Genomic DNA, 272 nt, shown 5'->3' on the forward strand with positions numbered 1-272 from the left:
CAAATGTTACACGTGATGTCTGTGTTAAACTCACAACTACTATATTTGCTTTCTTATTTTCTTCTGCCATCACTAACATTTGGCTTGGTGCATATGGTATAACACTTAAAATTGCAGTTTCTAAATTTACTTGTGCAATTTTCTTAAAAAAGAATGCAATTATCAAAGCTAATAAAATTAGTAGGATAGTGACAAAAACGATAGTTAGCCAATTTGAACTCCAAGTAGTATTAAACCAATTTGACTCAACCAAAATGGCCATCGTATTTTTA

Annotated in this window: 1 protein-coding gene; it reads right to left on the reverse strand. The window is 30.5% G+C overall.

From position 1 onward, the window contains the following. Positions 1 to 272: AbrB family transcriptional regulator (locus tag ACFV9Q_RS29275; RefSeq protein ID WP_377237315.1), on the reverse strand; the 272-nt coding region annotated here is incomplete at both ends.

Origin of the sequence: Promicromonospora sp. NPDC059942 (assembly GCF_042731755.1) — a bacterium.
GTDB lineage: Bacteria > Actinomycetota > Actinomycetes > Actinomycetales > Cellulomonadaceae > Promicromonospora.